Here is a 22,210-nt window from a genome sequence, read left to right as displayed (position 1 = left end):
CCTTCGGCCCCCTTAGCGGGAATGGCGTTTCTTCTTGTACCATAAGAAAGCTAGGTAAGATGCTCCGGAAATCAGCAATAATAACGCTAGTCGTGCTATATGTTCCTGATAAGAAAACAAATCATGCCCCATTGTTACTTCAATATAGGCCGAAGGTATTTTACCGATAAAAGTAGCCAGTGCATAGTCTTTCAACTTGATGCAACTAATGGCTCCCAAAGCTGTAATTAATCCGGAAGGAATATAAGGAACAGCACGGGCAATCAGCATGATTTTGAAACCGCTCCGGCAGCTAAACTCGTCAACACTTTTCAAGGCATTACTGCGGACAATCAAGCTTTGCGCGTAATCCCGGAATATATAGCGCATGAGTAAAAAACCAAGAATTACGCCAACCGATTCAGCCAACCAGGAAATGAAAGTCCCCAATGCTACCCCGAATATAATCCCGTTAACTGCCAGCATGAAGATATTAGGTAAAACCCCTGTAGCATTAATGAAAACAATGATGAAAAAACTTACTATCATCGCATACGGGCCAAAAGAACGTATAAACTCTATGCTTCCCAATACGTCGCCCACTATGAGCAACGAAAATAACCTTTTGAAAAATGCCGGAGCCATTAGATACGCAATAACAACAACGGCGGCCAGACACAAAACTACCATTACCCGGCGGCTTTCCTGCCGCCTGATTTTCGTCTCCATAAAGTTCCTCCGCATCAGCTATTAGTGGACAAATTTTATTATATGTGTTTAGTATTTATCAAAATAATAAAATCATAGCAAATTTGTATATAATGTAATTAGTTATACCGCAGTAACGTGACTTTGTCAAATAAAGAAAACCGCCAAGGATTTTTACCATATTTTACTGCATTCAATCTTTGAACCACATTATAGCACAACTAATATCTAAACAATAATAGGCAGGGGAACTCTCCCCTGCCTATTATTGTTATACCACAACACAAAAATACAAAATAATTATATATTGTTAAGGTAACTCCACGCCCATACCTTTTTCTATTTCTTCCGCCTGACCGCTGACTATTTCACAAATAGCAAGTTTTTCTTTCAGATTTACAACTTGAATTCTTCCCACCTCAGTAACGCTTTCGTCAAGCACTTCGCCGGTGTTTGGATCCCGAATGACTTCTGCTCTGCCTACGATGAACTGCTGTCCGGGTTTAACTCCTTCCCGGCTGCCACGGTTAATATACACATTCTGATCCCTCACCATGACAACCGCTCCCTTCCAATGAATATTAGGAAGTTGTCCTATCATCCAGTCTACACCCTGCGACACAGCATTGGCAATGGCTTTACCCATATTATCATTCTTATACCCGCCAACGCCGCCAAACCATCCATTACCCGAATAACCAATACTGCCGGCACTGCTGGAGGACTTCCCGACAACGCTCTTGGATGCCAAAATCTGGCCGGTAGTGGAATCTACCATATACATGGTTACATTAACCTCAGCATTGCTATTGCTGCCGCCAATAGCAAACGGACCAATCCCAACAAGACCGCCGCCACCGGAGGTTTTGTTCTGAACGTGGGTAATTGCACCTTTTATGATAATTTGAGCCGGAGTCATTTGTCCAATTTGCGGCGTATTTGCCCCTTGCGCTGTCCGGCCGGATGCAGCAAAGTCCTGTTCAGCCATTGCCTCTTGTCTCATATCTTTCTCAGCAAGCACAATGAACTTGCCTGTCTGATTAAGGATATCTGTCATAACAATACCCCAAGCATCTCCAATATCAAACTGCCCATTCCACCCGGCCCTATTTTCAAACTTGGTCACAGATACAGTGTAGCGTAAGCCGCCACTGTCAGCCGCCGCCAGTGCAGGTGTGGATAACAACGTAACAGATACTATGAATGCAGTAAGCAGAAATGAAATCAGCACTTTTTTCATTTTTTAATCATTCCTTTCTTTTCCCCTTGGATCACCAATTTATTAGATTTATGTTTATGCGTATATATATATTATGTATAAATGACAAAATCCCTGCTAAACCTTTCCATATCAGTCGATATTAGTCGATATTAGTCAGAAATATAGAAATAAAAATTGTACAAATTATTGCATTTTACTGTAAATTTATCTATAATTATGATATTAACATATTCCTCTTTCAATATTTCATCATGAAGTCAACATATTTTCATGAGTTTAATATATAATGAACTAACCCTTAGAATTTTAAACGAAAGGAGGATAAAACTATATGATGGAAAAACTGGAAACAGAACTCCGCAAAATATTTCTGGAGAAGTTACCCCCACTCTCCCCCAATGTCAAGGAAGGTTTGGCAAAATATTTGCCATGGATTATTATTGTTTTTGGCGTTCTAGGACTTTTATGTCTATTTTCCATCCTGGGAATGTTTACTGCGGCCGCAAGAATGGCTGGCGGCTATACAGGAATAATGTCATTGATCATCGTCATCTCTGCCATTATACAAATCCTGGGCATTCTCGCCGGTTATTGGATGCTGTCACGGCAGTTGCGCGGCTGGCAACTGGCATTGTTGACCTCACTGACAGGCTTCGTCGTAAACATTATCCATTTTAGTCTTTTCGGAATTATAATCGACTTTGTGTTTGTCTATCTTCTGTTTCAAATTCGTGAATATTACCCTCGCTAAAGATAATGGGCTAATGGCCGAACCCGTATTTGAGCGGAGTTCGGCCATTTCATGTCTTGGCGCATTTTTCCCGGTTTACGGCATACTACTGCTGGCTCTTCGGGACCCGGAATAATTTATACCCTAAAATTGTGGCGATGATTACGCCACCAACAATCCAAATACCATATTCATTGTATTGCTCCCAGGTTTTTGCAAGCGGAACCCCGAAATAGTAAAGAAGGATTCCTTCGAGCAAAAATCTCTTAGACCTGCCGATAATTGTAACAATAAGGAACAAATTTCTATTAAGACCTAACACTCCGGCTGAAATTGATACAAATTTATATGGAATTGGCATGATCGCACCCCAGAATACGGCCCATGCCCCATGCTTTTCAACCAGATTGCGGATGGTCTCCCAATGGTGCGGCGGGATGAATCTGACAATACATACGGGCCCCAGCCTTGCTCCCAAGCTATAGCCGATGAACCCGCCCGCCACAGAAGAAATTGTAGCCAAAAAGGAGTAAAATATCGCTTTATCAGGTTCGGCAAGACACAAAGGCACCATGATAATATCGGGCATAATTGGCGAGACAAACGAGTCGGCAAACGCCAATAACATCAATCCATATACTCCGTTTTCACGGCAAAAGTCAATAATAGCCTCTACCAATGCTGCACCCACCTTATATTTTCATGCGGTTTGTTAATTATTTATAACGTTAGGCAAAATCATACCCAAGTGTATTATAATATTCGGTAATACCGGAAAGATCAAAATCATCAAAACCTAGGGAGGAAAAGATTTGCAAAGTAATCAATGGAAATGGAAAGATTTAGCACAGGTGATGCGGCAAAAGGTATTCATCGACGGTCGCAACATGTTCGACAACGAAAAAAGGCGTCCTTTTGGCTTCACTTATCTGGGAGTGGGGTGTTGAGTTATGTCCAATAGCATGAGTATAGCACAATTTAAAACAATGTTCACCGGTAGCTTACCGGGTCAGGTCATATGGGCGGTAACCAATCTCTGTAATGCCGGCTGCAGTTTTTGTTCTTACCCTAAAGGCAAGGGCGGACCCGTCAAACACGTTAGTTTTGATGATGCCAAAAAGGTGTTGGATCTACTCTATGATAAAAACATCCGCATCATTTCTTTCACCGGCGGTGAGCCGCTCCTCAATCCTGATATATATGAAATAATTAAGTACGCTTCAGCCAAAGGTTTTTTCACCCGGACAGGGACCAATGGTGCAGTTCTTAATTATAAAACCATACGCAAACTAAAAGACAGTGGAGTAAGAAACGTCTGGATTTCTATTGACTCGGAAATTGAAAAACAACACGACAGCAACCGGGGAATTCCAGGGCTTATGAAGCATATCAGAAATATGATTCCGCTGATGAAAGAAATAGGTATCAATGTCAATGCCGCCGCCCCCATCAACCGGTTAATCAGAGACTATTACGCTTTTGCCAAGCATATACGAAGCCTCGGACTGGATACAATCGCATTCTGCTATCCGATGACGGTTATGGCAGCTTCTTATGGTGGGGCTGCCGCCAGCGATTTAGTAGAACTGACGCCGGATGAATTAATCGAAACTTTGGGACACATAGAAAAAATCAAGTTGTCAAAGTATGAAGGCATCCGCATTGTCAATCCGATTGCCGGCCTACAGGAAATGGTCCGTTTCCAGAAAGGTAACCCGCCCCTTTTTCCGTGCCTGGGAGGATATAAATTCTTCTACCTGGATTGGAATTTAACCTTATACCGTTGCGCGTTCTTAAGTGAAAACTTTGGCAACATCCTTGATCTGGGAAATCGGCAATTCCACCCTACCTCTTGCAACCAATGCATGTGGCAATGTTTTCGGGATCCCAGTATACTTTACCACCTTCCAGGGCTGATCCACCCCAAGGAACCGGCCAATGCCTGGCAGCTTGGCCTGAAAAACTTAGTAGACAAAAGGGCTTCCCAATCGTTGACAGCTTGGTTTGATCTAATAAAAAACAACTTTTACGCATAAGTTAAGAAAACGCCAAGCGTTTTCGGAGTGTGCACCTTTCGGAAAAGTTATATATTTTCCCTTAAAGAATAACATTTTCATACTTTACTGATGCGTTTTCAACGGCATAAACATCTGATACTGCAAGAAAGACCCCAAAGGGTCTTTCCGTAAAGTTTATGCCCGCTAAATTGGTACTGCTTCCGGTACTGCCGGAATAACCCGTAAATTATACTTAATTATACTTTCTGATACTGAGAAGAACACCCAGGTGTTTTTCTTTTTTTATCTTGCGCCGCGGAAAAAGAATGCTTCGGTGATAACTCAACCACATTATGATAACTATTCACAAGCCGGAAGAAAACTTCATTCCAGCTTTGCGACTTGGCGTGTTCATAGGCTCCCAGGGCAAGGCTGCTTCGCAATTGGGAATCTATTGCCAGTCTTTCCATCCCGGCCGCCATAGACTCATGGTTAAGTTGAGTACAAGGAATACCCGTTCTCATTGGAAAAAGGTTTTCCTTAATGCCGCCTGCCAAAGGCGCAATTACCGGCAGCGATGAAGCCATTGCCTCCAGGATCACATTGCCAAAGGTTTCCGTAATTGACGGACATACAAAGATATCCGCCGATGCGTAGGCAGTGGATAAATCATTTCCGGAGCGATACCCCATGAATGTTACATTTTCCGGAGCTATTGAAGTAAGGTAATGTCGGGAAGGGCCGTCGCCAATTAACAGAAGGTGAAGGTTATCGCATTTTTTATTTGCCTTATCCAAGGCTCGCAAGAGAACATCAACACTTTTCTCCGGAGCCAGCCGGCCGACATATAAAAGTACTATTTTGTCATCGATCCCGAGAGACCGCCGGAAATCGAGACTGCGAAAATCGGGGTTGAAAATATTCTGGTCAACCCCCCTGGTCCATAATTCAACATTGTTAATTCCCTGCAAACGCATCATGCGCATGGTATCGCGGGAAGGACAATAGTTTCTTTCCGCCTGCCGATGAAACCACCGCAAAAAGCGCCAGGCCAATTTCTTAAGTTGCGGGACGCGCCAATGCTCAAGATACTGGGGGAAATTGGTATGAAATACGGCCACCTTGGGTAGGCACCGTTGCGTTGCGTACTTTAATCCCGTAAGTCCGAGGGAGAATGGTGTGGCAAGATGCACCAAATCAGGTTTATATTTGTCAAGCGTCTGACGTACGGCAAAATAGTTCGGCAGCGAAATCTGACAGTCACGATATAAAAAAAAGTCCAAACTAGCTACCCGGCAGACACCGTTAGAATTAGTTACGGACGGTTCCTGGGACTTTGCGGTTGGGGCGTAGACTAAAGTTTCAATATTCTTCGACTGCAAATAAGCCAAAAGTCTTTGGTATGTTTTGGCAACACCATTTATCTGGGGAGTAAATGTATCAGTAAACAATACGATCCGCAATCTAAATCCCCCCTTCTGATTCAACGTCTCTTTATTACATTATGTATGATTTTCCCGAATTACGCGTTAAACTTTTGTTAAATAAATATTAATTTTTTTCAAATATGAATATTTTTGCATATTATGTAATATCACTTTGCTTTCATCGCGGAGGTAAAATAGCCATGAAAAAATATAGTTCATCCGGGCAGGAGTACCCTGAAATCAAGGAGTGGTGTGGGAATGAATGTTCTAAGAACAACCGGTTTTGTTGTCTCCCCTACTACTGCAAACCATACCATTGCCGGCCTTATTATTGCCGCCCCGACCGGATATGCCGGCCGTTTGACTGCTGCCAGCCCAAACTCTGCCGGCCATATTGCTTTCCCTGTTTTAGCTGCGCTCCTACCGTCAAAGAAATATGTAAAGAACGCTAGGAAGCCTTTAAAATATCTGATTACGGGTTAAGTCCTCCAAGGAATCCCTTTTTCTGATAAGTTGCGGTTTTCCCGCCGAAGTTACAAGCACCTCAGCCGGTCTGAGTCTTGCATTATAATTTGACGACATGGAATAACCATAGGCACCTGCGTCTAAAACCGCCAATATATCGCCGGCAACGGTTTCCGTCAGCCTTCTGTCCCGGGCTAATAAGTCCCCTGACTCGCAGATATTGCCGCATATATCAACCCTATGGGTTTCGCCTTTGATATTGTTGCAATTAATAATTTCATGATAGGAGCCATAGGCCATCGGTCTGATCAAGACGTTAAATCCGCCGTCAGTGCCGATAAAAGTTCTGCCGGGGTTATTTTTCACCGAGTGTACCGTGGTTAACAATATTCCACATTCAGCACAGATATACCTTCCCGGTTCAACAACAAATGTAATTTTTTTTCTATAACGATCGACAAAAGTATAAAAAATATGGTCCAGCTGCCGCCCCAACTGCCGCAGGTCCAGGTCCGGTTCACTTTCGTCATAAGATATTCCAAAACCGCCCCCAATATCAATAAAATCAATATCATCAAATTGTTGTCCGACATTAAGAAGAATTACGGTGGCATTTATATAATTCTCACCATTAATTATCTCCTCATAATTATTACTCCCGTAATTCGGATACTGTATAACAAAAACAGGTACCAAGAGTGTTCTCCCAGTACCCTTTACCACAAGATGCCTGACCCTAGAACTCCAGCTTCGCTTCAATGTAGCACCGCAGTTCACTGATGGGCATACGGACTTGTTCCATGGTATCCCGGTCCCGGACAGTGACTTGGCCGTCGCTTGCCGAATCAAAGTCATAGGTGACGCAAAACGGCGTGCCGATTTCATCATGCCGGCGATACCGCTTGCCGATAGAACCGGTTTCATCATAGTCGACCATAAAATGCCGGGATAAATCCTGGAATATTTTTAACGCGCCTTCAGCCAGTTTTTTCGACAAGGGAAAAATTGCCACCTTATAAGGAGTAAGGGCCGGATGAAGGTGGAGTACGATACGGACATCATCCTTCTCCAGCTGCTGTTCTTCAAACGCATCAATCAGGAAAGCAAGGGTAACGCGGTCAGCGCCGAGAGACGGTTCAATGCAGTACGGAATATACTTTTCATTGGTCTCAGGATCTAAATAGTGGAAGTCCTCGCCGGAATGCTCCATGTGCTGTTTTAGATCAAAGTCGGTCCGGTCGGCAATACCCCATAGTTCGCCCCAGCCAAAAGGAAATTTGTATTCAAAATCGGTAGTGGCGTTACTATAGTGGGAGAGTTCTTCGGCCGCATGATCGCGCAGCTTAATGTTTTCCGTTTTCAGGCCCAGGGCAAGCAGCCAGTTGTGGCAGAACCCCCGCCAGTATTCAAACCATTTTAGATCTTCACCCGGCTTGCAGAAGAACTCCAGTTCCATTTGTTCAAACTCGCGGGTCCGGAAAGTAAAGTTTCCCGGTGTAATCTCATTCCGGAAGCTTTTACCGATTTGGCCGATGCCAAACGGCAGCTTTTTCCGCATAGTCCGCTGAATGTGCTTAAAGTTTACGAAAATTCCCTGGGCGGTTTCCGGCCGGAGATAGATTTCATTCTGACTGGACTCGGTAACTCCCTGGAAAGTCTTAAACATCAGATTGAACTGGCGAATATCGGTAAAATCGCGGCTGCCGCAATCCGGACAGGCAATTTGGTATTCGTCAATTATTTGTTTCAGTTCATCGAACTTGAGACCGTTGATGTCTTTTTCGATTCCCCTTGCCGCCAGGGTGGTTTCAATCAGTTTATCAGCCCGGTGGCGGGCTTTGCAGTGCTTACAGTCTAAAAGCGGGTCGTTAAAGTTGCCTACGTGGCCGGAAGCCACCCAAGTCTTGGGATTCATTAAGATGGCGGTGTCACAGCCTACATTGTAGGGGGATTGTTGAATAAACTTTTTCCACCATGCCCGCTTGACATTGTTTTTTAATTCTACCCCCAAGGGACCGTAATCCCAGGTATTGGCCAATCCGCCGTAGATATCGGAGCCGGGAAAGATAAAGCCCCGATGTTTGGACAAAGAAACCATTTTATCCATAGTTACGCTCATGTTGTCACTCCTTAACTTTAAACTTTAAACTTTAAACATTAAACATCATTAAACATCATTAAACATATAAAAATACAAAAACTCCCGCCCACGGATTATTATCCATAGGGACGAGAGCTTATCGCACCCGCGGTTCCACCCTATTTGACGCACTTAGGTGCATCCCCTTAAAAGCAGCCGGCTCCGGACCGCCGTTTCCCTGATCCCTTTTCCGGGCTTTCACTACCCCCGAATCGCTAAAAAAGTTTTTGTCAGGTACTATAATCCTTCATCACCAAATATGTTAAGCCTTGTCTTTAAGAATACAAAAATCACCGCCAAAAATCAAGAGCGCCGGCCAACATTTGTGAAAACTTATCAACATGCCTGTCTCGTTACTGATTAGCTGGAATGTTCAGCAAATTTTTCAATTCCTCGCCGCTGAGCGTTTCCCGCTGCAGCAAAGAGTTGGCGATAAGGTTTAGCTTCTTAATATTAGCGCCGATGATTTCCTCCGCTTTAGCGCAAGCATCCTGAATGAGGCGATGTATTTCATTATCGATGGTGCCGGCTATTTTTTCACTGCAGTCCCGGTTCTCTAAAATGTCCCGGCCAAGGAATACCTGTTCTTTACGCCGGACATAGGTGATTGGGCCCAACACCTCGCTCATACCGTATTCACACACCATTTTACGCGCCAGTTCGGTGGCCTGAACCAGGTCATTGTACCCGCCGTTGCTTACTTCGCCAAAAGCCAGGGCTTCGGCTGCCTGGCCGCCAAATAGGACCGTGAGTTGGCTGAAAAGCTCCGAACGGGTTTGATAGTAATGGTCTTCCGCCGGTAAAGTGAGAGTATAGCCGCCGGCCCGGCCACGGGAGATAATTGACACCTTGTGGATTGGATCGGTATGGGGCAGGAGCATTCCTACCAGCGCATGGCCTGCCTCATGATAAGCGGTTAGTTTTTTATCTTTGTTACTCATCACCCGGCTCTTGCGCTGCGGTCCGGCCATTACCCGGTCTACCGCCTCTTCCATATCATTCATCTCAATACACTTAGTACCGCGGCGGATAGCAAGGAGCGCCGCCTCGTTCACCAAGTTACCCAGATCGGCACCGGTAAAACCGGGTGTGCGCCGGGCAATAACCATAAGATCCAGTCCGTTAGCCAGTGGTTTGCCTCTGGTGTGTACCTGTAAAATATCAAGGCGGCCTTTAAGGTCAGGCCGGTCAACGACTATCTGGCGATCAAAGCGGCCCGGACGCAGGAGCGCCGGATCAAGAACATCCGGACGATTGGTAGCGGCGATAACGACGATGCCTTTTTTGGCGTTAAATCCATCCATTTCTACCAGTAGTTGATTGAGCGTCTGCTCCCGTTCATCATGGCTGCCGCCGATACCCGTGCCGCGCTGCCGCCCCACGGCATCAATCTCGTCAATGAAAACAATGCAGGGTGTCTTCATCCGGGCCTCCTTAAACAAGTCGCGCACCCGGGAAGCGCCAACCCCGACAAACATTTCCACAAATTCCGAACCGCTCATGTTTAAAAACGGCACACCCGCCTCGCCGGCCAATGCCTTTGCCAGCAGTGTTTTACCCGTACCGGGAGGGCCATACAATAATACGCCTTTGGGAACGCGGGCACCCATTGCACTGAATCTTTTAGGGTGCCGGATAAACTCCAGTATTTCCTCCAGTTCCTGCTTGGCCTCGTCTACACCGGCCACATCCATAAACGTGACGGTACTTGTGTCGCGCTTGTGCGGTTTGGCCTGACTCCGGCAGACAGGGGCAACCGGTTTATTTCTGTTCTGGATCTGCTGCAGCAGATAAAATAAGCCGCCGGCAGAATATAGCATAAGCTGGAATCCTATATTGGATGTTGCCACTTTAGGATAAACCCCCAGGCGTTTTAGGCGTTTAAACACTAACCTTGCACAACTCACAAAAACTCTCCCTTCTGTTGTATTATGTTAATATTGTATGCGTTTTAATTCACTCTGCTACAGCTATCTGATATTTATACTTTGGGAGTCCTTGAACTCAAAAATGGTTACGGGGCAAGTTACAAGTTAAATGTCAATTAAGTTTGGTACATTTCGAAGATGACAACAGTATTATAAAGGAGATAGGAAAGGAGGTCATTGAGTTGGCTTATGAAAAAACAGTAAAATACCTGGTTGAGAAATTCCAAACAGCTCTGGCTCCTCTCAATACAATTAGCAAAAATCAAGAGATTCTGATTGAACAAAACCATCAGATCATTGATTTACTGGCTAAGATTCATCGCCTGGATACGCCGGAACAAGAGGAGTCCGAAGAAGAACTGCCGATCGAGGATGATTCTGAGGATGATTCTGAGGACGATTCTGAAGATGACTCTGCGGATGACTCTTCCGAAGAATATTAACTCTTCATGTAAGCAAAGAGGTTGAGAGCTGCGCTCTCAACCTCTCACTCTCCCTATGCATATACTTCACACTTTTAATACTGCGAAATGAGCAAACGCCGGCAAGATATCCTCAACCTTGACCGGCGTTACGCTAACTATCTCTGCTCCTGTGAATTTACTCCTGCCGCTCTGCGCTCACTTTCAGCAGCGGGCAACTTGTCCAACCGGTTTTTCTCTTCAATCGCCTTTGCTTCAATATTGATTGCTTTTTCTTCGACAACTTCACCTGTCGCGCGGCGAAATTCCTGCATTCCTTTCCCTAATGCCTTGCCAAGCTCCGGCAATTTGCCGGGACCAAAGACTACCAGGGCAATCACCAGGATCAATATTAGTTCCGGCATCGCAAAACTAAACATAGCTGAACACTTCCCTCTCATAAAATTATAAAGATAAACCCTGCCATAGTCTGGGATATTATGATTAAAACAAATACACCTACAAGCTATACCGGCTTATAGGTGTATTATAATCCGGCAAGCAGCCTCTATTTCGCGAGGAAGATTGCATTAAGGCTGGAATCATAGCGATAGGCAAAGCCCAAAACATTTGTAACGTCGTCAGCCTTAATCATCACCATACCGTCTTGCAGGATAGCCGGGCTGGTGAGAGTTTTGGTGCTGCCGCCGACAGTAGTGCTGCCGACAGTGAAAGTATAGCTAACTTGGTTATAGGTAAAGGCGGCTTGAGTGGTGCTGGACGTAAAATTGGTCACGCCCAAATTGGATACCGGCGTGCCGCCGGTATACGAGTTGGTATAGCCAACCTTGACAAAATTCAAAGGAATATACCGGGTCGACCCGTTTTGCACTGCGTTTACGTTGCTGTCATTGCCGTACACGATGACCCGGGTGGCGGCATACTTGGCGGGAAGAACAGTGGCCGGGCTGTCTGTGCCGCTGGCTTTATTGATTGTATAAGTATCAACAACCGTGCCGTTTTGTTTTACCGCCTTTAAGGTTAAGCTGGAGCCGTTGACCTGAGCAACAACGTAACCGGGCATGTCATTGGCGTCATAGAAGAATTGATCCCATACCTTCTTCGACAGGTCGGTGTAATACTTATTGCCGCTCCGGCCGGTCACATAGTAAACCGTGCCTTTAGACGGAGAGTTTTGGAATACATCGCCTTTGATGGGATAGGTACGGGAAATGCCATGGTCATGGCCGTTAAACACAACATCCACATTATATTTTTCAATAATAGGGCAAAAAGCGGTCTTAAGGAGTTCATTGGTGCGGTTTGCTTTGTTATAGTACGGTGTTTTGTGGAAAATAACGATTTTCCATTGTTTTTGGGTATTTTTCAGGTCATTCTCCAGCCAGGTTTTCTGTAAATCCAGGAAGGTGGTTCCCGGGAAGCGAGCCTTCAGTTCCGCTGTTACTTCTTCATCATACTGGCTGTCGATTATAGCAAAGTGAACATTGCCGAAATCCCAGGAATAGGCCTGGGTATTTAAGCCGGCAGGACCATTTTGCGGCACCTTGAACTGATGAACATATTCATAAGGCTCAGCCGTTGAACCGGAAGGCGGAATCCAGCCGGGACTGCCGGAGTTATAGTTGGAGCTGTAGGTTTCATGGTTTCCTTCGCTGGGCATGGCCGGAATGGTGTTGATAATGTCCTGGCAGGCAGCATACCAGTTATTCCAGTGAACGTAATTCTGACCGCATTCCGTCAAATCGCCGACGTTGATAAAGAACTTGGCGTCGGTATTGGCGGCATAAGCTGCATGAACATTGTTTTGCCAGGGCGTATACTCGGGAGTACCGATAATACCACTTTGACTATCGCCGAAAACCAGGAACTTAAAGGAAGTGGCGCCTGCCACTGCGGTAGTGAAAGAAGAAACGGAACTCCAGTTAACACCGTCGCCCACCCGGTAATTGTACTTGGTGCCGGGTCTTAGACCGCTCACCATGGCGGAATGGAGATTAGCATCCCCTAAGTCGGATTTTAATGTTTCCAGAGCAGCCGTAACTGTTTGCACTCCGTTGGTGAGCGCGGCTCTGCCTGTCGTGGTAGTTGAATACTGAATCACTCCGTTGCTGACGGTAGTGTTGGTGCGCCAGGTAATCGTCTGGGTAGTTGCCGGGTCGCCCGACCAGGTCAAAGTAACGTGGTCCGGAGCGACGGAAGCGCCGGGACTTGCGGCAAACACATTTCTGAGATCAACCGGCAAGGACAAGAGCACAGCCAACGAGCCGGCAGTTTTCAGGAATGCCCTACGGCTTATATTGCCAGGCTTTTGGACTAGTTCCAACAGTTCATCTTTCTTATCCACTAACTGTCATCCCCTCTTATTTTTTATATGTTTTCTTCAGGAACAAAGTATAAGTTCCACCTGCTTAACCGGCATTAGAATTTATAGGAAATACCGTAACCCACACCTTTAATAGTAAAATCAGATTGGCTGGAATCGGTTTGCCATTGGAGATTTCTGTATTTGTTATAGCCGTAATAAACATCCATTTCCCAGTTTTTGTCCACTTGATAGCTTAGGCCCAGTTTCCAAGTAGTCAAATCATTGCCAAAGGCTGCCGTTGTATAAGCGGTCGTCTTGTCCGCTACCGGCGCGGAGCCGACGAAGCCCACTTGGAAAAGGCCCCGGGTATTCGTATTGTCAGACAAATCGCCCTGAAGTTTCCCCTTTACCTGGGAAACGCCGGCCAGAACAGAAATATTCGTATTTATTTGGTACAAAAGATTGTATTCATTGACGTCCACAGTTTCGTGAGAATTAATCGAAGTAATACCGCCACCAAGGTTAAGCACATCGGTAGTTACATCTTTTGTTCGGGGAGAAGACTGTTTGTACTGAAGGGCGAATTTATTACCAAGGCCTGTGGTAATGCCAAAACCGACAATACTCTTGCCATTTACACTGCCGGTAGAACCATATGTATCGTTATCATCGGTTATCTTGGGGGATTCAAAAGAAACATCAAGGGCTGTCTTACCTGTGGAATAGTCTGTAAGCGGGCTGGCCAAAGCAACATTGGCCATGACCATGGCACCTAATACAGCAACACCGACTTTGATTTTCATACTGAATAACTCCTCCTAATCTTATTCACTGGCTGGGTTTGCACCCATCCAGTTCGACAATATTGTGGAATAATTTTCATGGAATGTTCTGAAATTAATTATATCAAGTTTGTTTTTTTTTGTGTTAACAATAGGTTAATTTTTCATTTATCTTGCATAAACAGCCTCAAGCTCTCAAATTCTCCGTTTTTTCATTTTATCCCAATATTTGTAGAAAATCCTAGTAATAACAAATCCATCAATTAAAACGACTGCTCAGTTCTGGCGATGATCTCATCTTGCAGCTCTTTATCCAAATTATGAAAATAATCACTATAGCCTGCTACCCGGACAATCAGATCCTTGTATTCTTCCGGCTGGCTTTGCGCCGCAAGCAGGGTTTTTCTATCGATAACATTAAACTGTATATGGTGGCCGTCAAGATTAAAGTAAGTTCGAATTAAGGCCGCCATATTTTCCAATCCGGCCTCACCGGCGACCACGGCAGGAGTGAATTTTTGATTGAGCAAAGTGCCGCCGGTTTTGATATGATCCATCTTGGACGCGGATTTGATAACGGCGGTCGGACCTTTTCTGTCAGCCCCCTTATCGGGTGATATCCCTTCCGACAAAGGTTTATGCGCCCGCCTGCCGTTGGGACTGGCACCCATAACGGAGCCAAAGTAAATGTGACAGGTAGTAGGCAGCATGTCGATACGGTACACGCCGCCTTTCCGGTTCTTCCTGCCGGTTACCGCCTGGTAAAACGCTTCGAATGCCTCAATCATAATCTGGTCGGCGTAGTCATCATCATTGCCATACTTAGGGGTACGGTTAAGCACCAGGTTGTGAATGTATTTCCGGCCGGTAAAATTGTCGGCCAGAGCTTGCATGAGTTCAGTCATAGTGAAACTTTTCCGGTCAAACACATTATATTTTATTGCCGCCAGACTGTCGGCGAGAGTACCGATGCCCACCCCCTGGATGTAGTTGGTGTTGTATCTGGCGCCGCCGGCATTATAGTCCTTGGCCTTTTTAATACAGTCGCTAATGATTACGGACAGGAACGGAACCGGCATATGTTTGGCGTAGAGAGTTTCGATGATATGATTGCCTGTTACTTTCACATCGACAAAATATTGCAGTTGTTTTTTATAAGCGGCGAAAAGCTCCTCGTATGACTTGTAGTCTTCGGCGTGTCCCGTCTCCAGGCCCAGCTGTTTATTGACTGTTGGGTCAAAGCCATTGTTAAGCGTCAGTTCCAGTATTTTCGGCAAATTAAAGTAGCCTGTCAAAATATAGGCTTCTTTGCCGAAAGCGCCGGTCTCCACGCAGCCGCTGGCCCCTCCCTGCCTGGCGTCGACGATATCTTTGCCGGCTCGCAGCAGTTCCTGAATGATTGCCTCGGTATTATAAAACGCCGGTTGTCCCCAGCCTTTGCGGGAAATTTCGCAAGCTTTTTTTACAAACAGGTGCGGCGATTTCCTGCTGATTTGGACGTTGGAACTGGGCTGCAGCAATTTCAGTTCATCCATTGTCTCCAGTATGAGATAGGAAATATCATTCACCCCGTCCGAACCGTCAGCTTTAACCCCACCCGTATTCAGATTGGCAAAATCCGTGTACGTGCCGCTTTCTTTAAGAGTAATACCCACTTTGGGAGGAGCAGGCTGATTATTGAATTTGATCCATAAACACTGCAACAGCTCCTTGGCTTGTTCCCGGGTGAGGGATCCTGCTTCAATACCCTGTTGATAGAATGGATATAAATGCTGGTCCAGGCGGCCGGGGCTTAAGGCATCCCAGGGGTTGATCTCCGTTGTTACGCCGATATGGACAAACCAGTACATTTGTATGGCCTGGGCAAAGGTTGCCGGCTTATGCGCAGGAACAACTTCACAGTTGGCGGCAATTTGCCATAGCTCTGCCTTGCGGGTCTGGCCGGATTCGGCTGCGGCCAGTTCCCGGGCATAGCGGGCGTACCGTTTTCCGTAAGTGATGATAGCGTCACAGCAGATTACCATGGCCTCCAGCTGAATTTTTTTATCGTAAGCTTGCTCATCCGCCAAAAAATTCAGGTTGCTTATTTCCCGCTCAATATCGGCTTTGAAATCAAGAAAGCCTTTTTTGTAGATCTTGCCGTCGATAACGGTGTGACCCGGCCCTCTTTGTTCCATAAACTCGGTGAAAATGCCGCTTTCGTAGCAGTCCATCCATGCCGGTGCCATCCGGTCCAAAATATTTTTTCGCATCGCCCGGTTCTGCCAATAAGGGATAATTTTTTCTCTTTGTATTTTTTCCGCCTCGGCCGTTACCCGGAAATAGATCTTGTCCCGCTGCTGCATGACGGCCATATCATCAAGACTGTGACAGCATAACTCCGGAAAGGTGGGCGCGCTCTGCGGAGTTTCCCCTTTTTCTCCGACAATGAGTTCGCCGTCATTGATGCATAGCGCCTTCTCTTCCATAATGTGTTTAAAGGCCAGCGCCCGCAAAATGGGAGTCTCCACCGTGCCGGAATATTTTTCGTAAACTGCGGTAACCAGCTCGGCCCTTTCCATGGAAAGGCGGGGCTCGGCAGTAAGACTCTGGGTTCTAAGTTTTCTGATCCTTTCATTCATGCCTCTTGTTTCCACTCATTACCCTCCAATCTTGACCTGATAGTTTTCCTGCTCAAATGCGGCTTTGATTTCCGCCACCCTTGCAGCCGGCGGTTTGTCAAAACCTTCGGCCGGATAGTCCCTGGCCAGTTTCCGGTATTTCCCCTGCCCGATGTCATGATACGGCAGCAGGTTGATGCTGCTGATGTTGAAATTCTGAATAAGCCGGATCACCCGGCAGATATGATCGGGACCGTCATTGACTCCCGCAAGCAGCGGCAAGCGTAAGTTTATATTTGCGCCTTGGTCCGACAGCACCTTCAGATTGTCCAGGATCAGCCGGTTATCCTGCCCGGTGTAATCCCTGTGCCGGGCAGGGTCCAGCAGCTTTATATCGTACAAAAAGATATCAACGTATTCCATAATTCGCAGGAAGTTTTCCGTAGGTGCCTGACCGCACGTATCTATCGCCACCGCGATTCCCCGTTCCCGGCAAGTGGCGACCAGTTCTGCCACAAAATCAATCTGCACCATGGCCTCCCCGCCGGATAAAGTCACTCCGCCCCCGGATTGTTCATAAAACGGCCTGTCTTTTTCAATTTCCCGCATCAACTCGGCCACGGAATATTCTTCTCCTGCTATTTCCCGCGCATTATTACTGCAAACATCAATACAAACCTTACATAGCCGGCATTTATGCGGGTCAAACAGTATTTTGCCGTTGGTTATGCTGATGGCCTTGACTTGGCAGTGCCGCGCACATTGACCGCACAAACTACATTTATCTTTATCATACAACATCTCCTGGCGAGAATTTTGGCTTTCAGGGTTATGGCACCAGGAGCACTTAAGCGGACACCCCTTAAAGAAAACCGTGGTCCGAATTCCCGGTCCATCATGAATACAAAACTTCTGAATATTGAAGATCAATGTTTTTCTCACTTGTTCACCACCCAACGCAAACGCCATGCTTTAAAATAGACGCGTTAGTCCAACTATGTACAACGAAAAAATATCCTGGGCAACAGTCTTTTGTCCGGCGAGGATTAAAACCAGTATACGCCATTCGCTGTGCTCTTTCTAGTTAATTTTTCACAATGCGGGAAAAGCAATCCCCCCTTCATTTGCTTGAAGAGGGGCCATGAACAAAAAAACAGTTACATTGTAACGTATTATGAATTAAGAGAGTTACAATCTAACTGGCTAACTGGCTTATATTATCCGAAATGACTCTTGCTATCAATGATTCCGTCCATTCCGTCCAAAATAATCGCATCCCCAGCGGTAAAAAGCTATGAAACCTCGGGAGATCAAAAATGTAATTATTAACGTGTAAAAAGTAGTAAACCAATTCCAATCAATATATCGAAGAAGTCCGGTATATCGCTCAATAGGGTATTCGATGGCAGTCACCCCGGCGCTAAACAGGACGGCGTACAGAATGATAGGCACAATTCCCCGTTCCCGTGTAACTTGATTGTACCAGATGCATAAAACGGGAAATACCCACAACTCAAACAAAATGCTTGTCTCATAGTACTTTGGCAGCAGTCTGACCGGATATTTGAGCAAGTGTAAACTGACGACAGCGCTTCCCCAAACAAGATCAAGCAATCCCTTAAACAAAAAAACAACGACCCAATCCCGGAAATACCGCCAATCCACAATGAAAATCAAAATTGATAAAATAATCGCTGCCGATACTACGGTGATGATTTGTTCTACAGTAATAATCCCACGCCTCCTTTATGACATTGGCTAAATGCTTGCTTCATGCACACTGGACCTTAACTTCCCCTTACTATATTAGTGCCCCAATACACTATTTTTTAGTAGGGTATAGTAAGCATAATTCATGAAAAAGACATATAGCCGCAAAAGCCGCCAGGAGGAAAACAATGGATAATCATAGAATTTCGGAAAAATAAATTACTGTGACGATGTCGTCCGGGCTTACGGATTTTTGATAGGTGGTTGCAAAAAACTGCAACAGTTCCTCTACCGTCTTAATTTCCGGATTCTGATGGTCCAGATCATGTGTAGTCAAATCGGAAAACTTCTTGATCGAAACCTTATCAATCACCGCCATGTACAGCTTATGCTTCTGATGGAATCTCTCGCCTACCGTAATCCATACCACAGAGTTTTCCGGGTAGGCATCCCGGATATCGCCTAACCGGATAGTACAATTCTTTTGCCGGGAAATCAACAGTTTCTCATGGTTTGGCAATTGAAAATTCAAAGCAAACATATTTTTGTCTCCTTTTGGTGAATTTCTAAATTCTGTACTGTAGAAATCCCGCTGGCTTTGTAAGTATATTTATTTCTACACGGCATTCTGCCAAAGCCCCCGGACGAAATCCTGGATGTCATCCTGAAGAATTACCCCGTGGCCGGTACAAAAGAATGCCGGCTGGTAATGCATCAACCGCTCCAGCCCCGAACGGAAATCGTCCATTTGAGCAGAACCGCCGGCTATTTGGTCGGCTACGTACTTATAACACGCCTCGCGGTATTGGCCGGCATAAGAAATCAATTTGCCCTCGGGCAGAGGATCACCAAAGAAACAGAAGAAATCGCCCGCAAACAGCGCCCGCGAGCCATGGTCGTAGAGAGCGGTTGACCCAGGGGTGTGGTAATCTACAGCAACCGCGTCAAGCCATTCGAGATCATCAATGCCTACTCTTTCATCAGGCCAAACGGTATACGGCATTACTTCGGCCGCCAGGTGCGGAGCTAATAGCGGCAAATCCCCCCGGTGGATTCTTTTTTGCGCCTTACGGAACAATTCCGCACATCCTACATGATCATGATGGCCATGAGTAAACAGCACATGAGTAAAGTCATCCGGCTTATACCCAATATCTTTTAGGGCAGACTTAACTAAATTCACATACACTGGGGAGCCGGCATCAATCAAGACAAGCTGTTCTTTACGCTTCAGCACATATAAATTGGTGTATGTCTGCATTCCCCAGGTCTCAGTATCATCAACCGCAATTACGAAGATATCAGGAGCAATACTTGCAGTCATATAGTCCATTGGCTCACATCCTTACGGCAAATCTTTGGGACCTATGGTATTATTACTTCATAACCTTCCCGCCCCTGTCGCCGAACTGTCATTTTCCATATCATACCACAAGCAATCATTCCTGATCAATCCAATCCATAAATTTACAATGCGCCCATATTGTGGCTACAACTCGCAAACCCGGCTAATTACTTGCTTTCATGACAAAGTAAACTCCCAATAATATGAGCAGACTTCCCCAGAAGAAAGAAATCGATAAGTATTCATCTAATATCAAATACCCTAAAATGCTGCCCACAACCGGCTGAAGAAAGAAGAACAGGCCGGATTTATGAGGACTCATGAGTAACAGGCCTTTGTTCCAACAGTAGTAAGCTATTGTCGTAGAAAAAAAAGCCAAATATAAAATGCTGAGCAGTATAGGCAGACCGACTAAATCCCCGACATTCCACGCGGTTAATTCCCACCAGGCAAATGGCAGTGAGAATAACGTAGCCAAAATAATTCCCCAGGTAGTTATCTGCAGAGGTGAAACGCCATCCGCCACTTTTTTGGTTAACACCGAGTAATATCCCCACAAACAAGCTGCAACCAGGAAAAATAAGGTACCGGAATCAAATGCGTCGCCGTTGCTAAACCCCGGCAAGCCGGTGACAATCAGCACCCCGGCAAATGCCAGGCAGATAGCAACCATCTGTCTGGCTGTAATTTTCTCGCCTAATATTAGTATCGCAAAACCGGACTGAAAAACCGGTGAAAGAGAAGTAATGACGGCCCCCATGTGGGCAGACGACAGTTTGGTGCCGATAAACTGGGCGGCAAGAGACAGAAAGTATCCGAATAGACCTATCTGAAACAGTGTCCCTTTATCCTGCCGGGGGATTATGTTTACCCCGCTGAGCCGGCTCCACCAAACCAACGTGACAGCTGCCAGAAAGTACCGTATAAATAAGAGGGTAAACGGCGGAATGGTATCCAAAGCATATTTGCTTACTACGTACATCCCGCCCCAGATGCCGGCCGCAGCCGAAAGAAAAAGAGGTCCTCGCAAATCAGTTCCCATAAAATATCCTCCCGCCAACAATGTATATAACCATTGTAGCAGAAGGACACAAAACCGGCTTGACTATAATTTGGCTCTTATTTAGCCGCTACTTTTGTTCTTCCGCCGGAATTCCGCCGGCGCCATACCCGTCTCCGCCAGAAACAGCCTGGTTAAAGTAGACTGATGTTGATAACCAATTTGTTGCGCAATCTGCATAAGGGTGCAATCGGTGTTAACCAGCAGATCCTTTGCATTTTCAAGTCTGAGATTGCGGATATAGTTTAACGGTGAAACTCCATAATGCTTCAGAAACCAGGTGCAATAGTAGGATGGGTTATAGTGCTCCAAAGCGGCTAATTCTTGAACGGTAATCTGCCGGCAATAATTGGAATGCATATACTCCAGCGAAGCGGAATGCCTGGCTTTATCCTCTAAAAGGCGCATAATATAGCAGCATAAGTCCGACAGTCTCGGATTCGACGCAGTGCTTTCCCCTACTTCATCAAATAGGAGCGCCCTGACCGCCTGCCAACGTCCATCCATACGAAGACAATCCGCTAGCAAAGTCTTATTTTTGGGTAAAAAAAATGTAGGAATATCAAACACAAAAAACCGATTGCGTCCTTGTGAATGAAAAGAATGGTACGAGGACGGAGGAATATAAATTACGTTTTGGCAGCAATCAGCAAGGGATTGTTCACCGATCATCACGGAAAGGGTGCCGCTGATCGGCACAACCAACTGGGCGAAAGCATGAATGTGCCCATGAGGCTTTTCGGTATAAGTCCGTCGTTCGCATGTTACATTGTTAAGACAACTCATGTTATTCCTCCCGAAGTTAAACGAGTTCACTTTTCTCACTAACTGACTTAATCAATTTCTAATTCTTATCCCGTTCCTTTCTTTATAGACAAATATCTCATTAAGAAATTCCTGTTTCTATGAGCCATGACTAACTACCAATCTTCCAACCGGCAATTATATCGATATCTTGCAGAAGCTTTAATAATTTCGGTCTGTGACGTTTAGCCCGCTCGCTTAATTTCATGCAAATTTATACTTATAAAACAGTTGTTCACCCCTACAGAAAAACAACAACCCAACTAAACTAGGCTAAGCCTGGATTGGTGGGTTGTTGCTCTGTCTCAGGGAGCTAAACAGCTTTCACAATAAAAAATATGGGTGTGCAGTAAAAAACAGTCTGTAGCGTTTCAATGCTGCATAGCAGCTTTCACAACCGACATAGAAATGCCGCCTTGCTCGCTCTCGATCGGGGTTTCAATGCTGCATAGCAGCTTTCACAACAGGATTCGACTGCCTTGTGGAATATGGGGTCAGATTGAGTTTCAATGCTGCATAGCAGCTTTCACGACAAAAAACTTGCGCCTTACAAATATTATGCGCCTCCCGGTTTCAATGCTGCATA

At 45.6% G+C, this 22,210-nt stretch carries 22 protein-coding genes and 1 CRISPR repeat array (1 of these 23 running past the window's edge); of the genes, 5 read left to right on the top strand and 17 right to left on the bottom strand.

Translation table 11 applies throughout. The features are described 5' to 3' along the window. Positions 1-12: 12 nt before the first annotated feature. The gene (locus MAMMFC1_RS13660; protein WP_158618775.1) at positions 13-708 is read right to left on the bottom strand and encodes a TVP38/TMEM64 family protein; all 696 of its coding nucleotides are present in this window, start codon (positions 706-708) and stop codon (positions 13-15) included. 289 nt (positions 709-997) lie between these two features. Then, the gene (locus MAMMFC1_RS13655) at positions 998-1,927 is read right to left on the bottom strand and encodes a CsgG/HfaB family protein (protein ID WP_126309030.1); all 930 of its coding nucleotides are present in this window, start codon (positions 1,925-1,927) and stop codon (positions 998-1,000) included. 313 nt (positions 1,928-2,240) lie between these two features. Here MAMMFC1_RS13655 and MAMMFC1_RS13650 point away from each other — a divergent pair, with 313 nt between their 5' ends. Then, a complete protein-coding gene (locus tag MAMMFC1_RS13650; RefSeq protein ID WP_126309029.1) occupies positions 2,241-2,660 on the top strand; it encodes a hypothetical protein in 420 nt (139 codons plus the stop codon). 85 nt (positions 2,661-2,745) lie between these two features. Here MAMMFC1_RS13650 and MAMMFC1_RS13645 read toward each other — a convergent pair whose 3' ends face one another. Next, positions 2,746-3,318: a YqaA family protein gene (locus tag MAMMFC1_RS13645; protein ID WP_232035457.1), complete on the bottom strand. Its 573-nt coding sequence runs from the start codon at positions 3,316-3,318 to the stop codon at positions 2,746-2,748. Positions 3,319-3,451: 133 nt separating this feature from the next. Here MAMMFC1_RS13645 and MAMMFC1_RS22710 point away from each other — a divergent pair, with 133 nt between their 5' ends. After that, positions 3,452-3,586, top strand: a complete 135-nt coding sequence (locus MAMMFC1_RS22710) for a hypothetical protein (RefSeq protein ID WP_269471837.1) — start codon at positions 3,452-3,454, stop codon at positions 3,584-3,586. Positions 3,587-3,589: 3 nt separating this feature from the next. Further along, the gene (locus tag MAMMFC1_RS13640; RefSeq protein ID WP_126309028.1) at positions 3,590-4,675 is read left to right on the top strand and encodes a radical SAM protein; all 1,086 of its coding nucleotides are present in this window, start codon (positions 3,590-3,592) and stop codon (positions 4,673-4,675) included. Between the two features lie 218 nt (positions 4,676-4,893). Here the strand turns inward: MAMMFC1_RS13640 and MAMMFC1_RS13635 are convergent, their stop codons facing one another. Continuing rightward, positions 4,894-6,099, bottom strand: a complete 1,206-nt coding sequence (locus MAMMFC1_RS13635; RefSeq protein WP_158618774.1) for a glycosyltransferase family 4 protein — start codon at positions 6,097-6,099, stop codon at positions 4,894-4,896. A 222-nt stretch (positions 6,100-6,321) separates the two neighbouring features. Here MAMMFC1_RS13635 and MAMMFC1_RS13630 point away from each other — a divergent pair, with 222 nt between their 5' ends. Further along, positions 6,322-6,546 carry a hypothetical protein gene (locus MAMMFC1_RS13630; RefSeq protein ID WP_126309026.1) on the top strand — a complete coding sequence of 75 codons (225 nt, stop codon included), beginning with the start codon at positions 6,322-6,324 and terminating at the stop codon, positions 6,544-6,546. Here MAMMFC1_RS13630 and MAMMFC1_RS13625 read toward each other — a convergent pair. The 3 genes from MAMMFC1_RS13625 to ftsH all read right to left on the bottom strand — a co-directional run bounded on the left by MAMMFC1_RS13625 (position 6,523) and on the right by ftsH (position 10,557). Further along, the gene (locus MAMMFC1_RS13625; RefSeq protein WP_158618773.1) at positions 6,523-7,251 is read right to left on the bottom strand and encodes a type III PLP-dependent enzyme domain-containing protein; all 729 of its coding nucleotides are present in this window, start codon (positions 7,249-7,251) and stop codon (positions 6,523-6,525) included. The two genes, MAMMFC1_RS13630 and MAMMFC1_RS13625, sit on opposite strands and share 24 nt — an antisense overlap. A gap of 13 nt (positions 7,252-7,264) precedes the next feature. Further along, complete coding sequence (locus tag MAMMFC1_RS13620; protein WP_126309024.1) at positions 7,265-8,647, bottom strand: glycine--tRNA ligase; 1,383 nt, start codon at positions 8,645-8,647, stop codon at positions 7,265-7,267. A 374-nt stretch (positions 8,648-9,021) separates the two neighbouring features. Beyond that, the gene (gene ftsH / locus MAMMFC1_RS13615; RefSeq protein WP_269471836.1) at positions 9,022-10,557 is read right to left on the bottom strand and encodes an ATP-dependent zinc metalloprotease FtsH; all 1,536 of its coding nucleotides are present in this window, start codon (positions 10,555-10,557) and stop codon (positions 9,022-9,024) included. Positions 10,558-10,778: 221 nt separating this feature from the next. On the opposite strand from ftsH, the gene MAMMFC1_RS13610 reads away from it, so the two are divergent. Next, positions 10,779-11,039 carry a hypothetical protein gene (locus MAMMFC1_RS13610; RefSeq protein ID WP_126309023.1) on the top strand — a complete coding sequence of 87 codons (261 nt, stop codon included), beginning with the start codon at positions 10,779-10,781 and terminating at the stop codon, positions 11,037-11,039. A 137-nt stretch (positions 11,040-11,176) separates the two neighbouring features. Here the strand turns inward: MAMMFC1_RS13610 and tatA are convergent, their stop codons facing one another. The 10 genes from tatA to MAMMFC1_RS13560 form a co-directional block, all read right to left on the bottom strand. Continuing rightward, on the bottom strand, positions 11,177-11,437 hold the full coding sequence (gene tatA / locus MAMMFC1_RS13605; protein WP_126309022.1) for a twin-arginine translocase TatA/TatE family subunit: 261 nt from the start codon (positions 11,435-11,437) through the stop codon (positions 11,177-11,179). Between the two features lie 128 nt (positions 11,438-11,565). Continuing rightward, the gene (locus MAMMFC1_RS13600) at positions 11,566-13,362 is read right to left on the bottom strand and encodes a purple acid phosphatase family protein (RefSeq protein WP_197723817.1); all 1,797 of its coding nucleotides are present in this window, start codon (positions 13,360-13,362) and stop codon (positions 11,566-11,568) included. A gap of 74 nt (positions 13,363-13,436) precedes the next feature. After that, positions 13,437-14,126 carry an outer membrane beta-barrel protein gene (locus MAMMFC1_RS13595; RefSeq protein WP_126309021.1) on the bottom strand — a complete coding sequence of 230 codons (690 nt, stop codon included), beginning with the start codon at positions 14,124-14,126 and terminating at the stop codon, positions 13,437-13,439. 242 nt (positions 14,127-14,368) lie between these two features. Then, a complete protein-coding gene (gene hypD, locus MAMMFC1_RS13590; protein ID WP_126309020.1) occupies positions 14,369-16,741 on the bottom strand; it encodes a trans-4-hydroxy-L-proline dehydratase in 2,373 nt (790 codons plus the stop codon). Between the two features lie 3 nt (positions 16,742-16,744). Further along, a complete protein-coding gene (locus tag MAMMFC1_RS13585; protein WP_126309019.1) occupies positions 16,745-17,647 on the bottom strand; it encodes a trans-4-hydroxy-L-proline dehydratase activase in 903 nt (300 codons plus the stop codon). Between the two features lie 297 nt (positions 17,648-17,944). Then, on the bottom strand, positions 17,945-18,382 hold the full coding sequence (locus MAMMFC1_RS13580) for a CBO0543 family protein (RefSeq protein ID WP_232035456.1): 438 nt from the start codon (positions 18,380-18,382) through the stop codon (positions 17,945-17,947). Positions 18,383-18,611: 229 nt separating this feature from the next. Next, complete coding sequence (locus tag MAMMFC1_RS13575) at positions 18,612-18,956, bottom strand: ASCH domain-containing protein (protein ID WP_126309017.1); 345 nt, start codon at positions 18,954-18,956, stop codon at positions 18,612-18,614. A gap of 75 nt (positions 18,957-19,031) precedes the next feature. Next, positions 19,032-19,748, bottom strand: a complete 717-nt coding sequence (locus tag MAMMFC1_RS13570) for an MBL fold metallo-hydrolase (RefSeq protein ID WP_126309016.1) — start codon at positions 19,746-19,748, stop codon at positions 19,032-19,034. 175 nt (positions 19,749-19,923) lie between these two features. Then, the gene (locus MAMMFC1_RS13565) at positions 19,924-20,802 is read right to left on the bottom strand and encodes a DMT family transporter (protein WP_126309015.1); all 879 of its coding nucleotides are present in this window, start codon (positions 20,800-20,802) and stop codon (positions 19,924-19,926) included. Between the two features lie 81 nt (positions 20,803-20,883). Next, positions 20,884-21,606 (bottom strand): helix-turn-helix transcriptional regulator, encoded by a 723-nt coding sequence (locus MAMMFC1_RS13560; protein ID WP_126309014.1) that lies wholly within the window; start codon positions 21,604-21,606, stop codon positions 20,884-20,886. A 386-nt stretch (positions 21,607-21,992) separates the two neighbouring features. After that, positions 21,993-22,210: direct repeats of the CRISPR family, unit length 30 nt; unit sequence GTTTCAATGCTGCATAGCAGCTTTCACAAC; it runs 543 nt beyond the window's last position.

Source organism: Methylomusa anaerophila (assembly GCF_003966895.1).
GTDB lineage: Bacteria > Bacillota > Negativicutes > Sporomusales > Sporomusaceae > Methylomusa > Methylomusa anaerophila.
This window is presented reverse-complemented; position numbering and strand designations above follow the sequence as displayed.

Bases quoted from the DNA above. Each gene is read 5' to 3' on its own strand.
- MAMMFC1_RS13660 (WP_158618775.1), bottom strand. From the start codon at position 708: ATGGAGACGAAAATCAGGCGGCAGGAAAGCCGCCGGGTAATGGTAGTT.
- MAMMFC1_RS13655 (WP_126309030.1), bottom strand. From the start codon at position 1,927: ATGAAAAAAGTGCTGATTTCATTTCTGCTTACTGCATTCATAGTATCT.
- MAMMFC1_RS13650 (WP_126309029.1), top strand. From the start codon at position 2,241: ATGATGGAAAAACTGGAAACAGAACTCCGCAAAATATTTCTGGAGAAG.
- MAMMFC1_RS13640 (WP_126309028.1), top strand. From the start codon at position 3,590: ATGTCCAATAGCATGAGTATAGCACAATTTAAAACAATGTTCACCGGT.
- MAMMFC1_RS13630 (WP_126309026.1), top strand. From the start codon at position 6,322: ATGAATGTTCTAAGAACAACCGGTTTTGTTGTCTCCCCTACTACTGCA.
- MAMMFC1_RS13620 (WP_126309024.1), bottom strand. From the start codon at position 8,647: ATGAGCGTAACTATGGATAAAATGGTTTCTTTGTCCAAACATCGGGGC.
- tatA (WP_126309022.1), bottom strand. From the start codon at position 11,437: ATGTTTAGTTTTGCGATGCCGGAACTAATATTGATCCTGGTGATTGCC.
- MAMMFC1_RS13595 (WP_126309021.1), bottom strand. From the start codon at position 14,126: ATGAAAATCAAAGTCGGTGTTGCTGTATTAGGTGCCATGGTCATGGCC.
- MAMMFC1_RS13575 (WP_126309017.1), bottom strand. From the start codon at position 18,956: ATGTTTGCTTTGAATTTTCAATTGCCAAACCATGAGAAACTGTTGATT.
- MAMMFC1_RS13570 (WP_126309016.1), bottom strand. From the start codon at position 19,748: ATGGACTATATGACTGCAAGTATTGCTCCTGATATCTTCGTAATTGCG.
- MAMMFC1_RS13565 (WP_126309015.1), bottom strand. From the start codon at position 20,802: ATGGGAACTGATTTGCGAGGACCTCTTTTTCTTTCGGCTGCGGCCGGC.
- MAMMFC1_RS13560 (WP_126309014.1), bottom strand. From the start codon at position 21,606: ATGAGTTGTCTTAACAATGTAACATGCGAACGACGGACTTATACCGAA.